At 64.4% G+C, this 596-nt stretch carries 1 protein-coding gene; it reads left to right on the top strand.

The window, feature by feature from the left end; all coding sequences use genetic code 11:
• The first annotated feature begins 174 nt into the window (after positions 1-174).
• Positions 175-528, top strand: coding sequence for a hypothetical protein (locus ACXJKJ_RS31280; protein ID WP_457395508.1), 354 nt, complete (start codon positions 175-177; stop codon positions 526-528).
• Positions 529-596: the final 68 nt, after the last annotated feature.

Here is a 596-nt window from a genome sequence, read left to right as displayed (position 1 = left end):
GTGCTGGTGCTGCGTCAGCAGGACCGGCACAACGTGGTCGAGCATGAGGGCTTGGGCATAAGCCCGCTGGACAGCAATCCACGCCTGCTTGCCGTCGCATGGTCCAACCCGGACGGCAGCTAAGCGCTGGCAGCGCAGAACCACACCCTCATCCCACGCCACGAAAAACCGAACATGTCCGATGTATTCGAGGACGGTTCCGGCGGCGTATCGATCGTGCGCGGCACGTTGCAGGTGCAGCTGTATTTCTTCTCCAACGCCGGCAGCTGGTCCACCGGCTCGACGACCTTTACCTTCCGCTGGCAGGACCAGGCCTTCGCGCTGATCGGTTACGACAGCCAGTCGCTGATGCGCAACGCCGGGGAAACCGAGGCGCTGAGCATCAACTATTCCACCGGCAAGCTGCGCCGCGCGCATGGCAGCATCGAAGACGACCGCGACCAGGTGCAGTGGGAAGCGCTACCGTCGGCCAAACGCTGGACACTGAACAGCATTGGTGATGGGGCAGCGTTTCAACCGTTGCCCTAGCCACGGACGCCCGGCGCCCGCGTGGCGCCGACGTCATGCGTTACTGCGGCTGCCAGGCCAACGGCAGC

Source organism: Roseateles sp. P5_E1, from assembly GCF_054049335.1.
The sequence above is the reverse complement of the archived record's forward strand: the minus strand, read 5'-3'. Positions and strand labels throughout refer to the sequence as shown.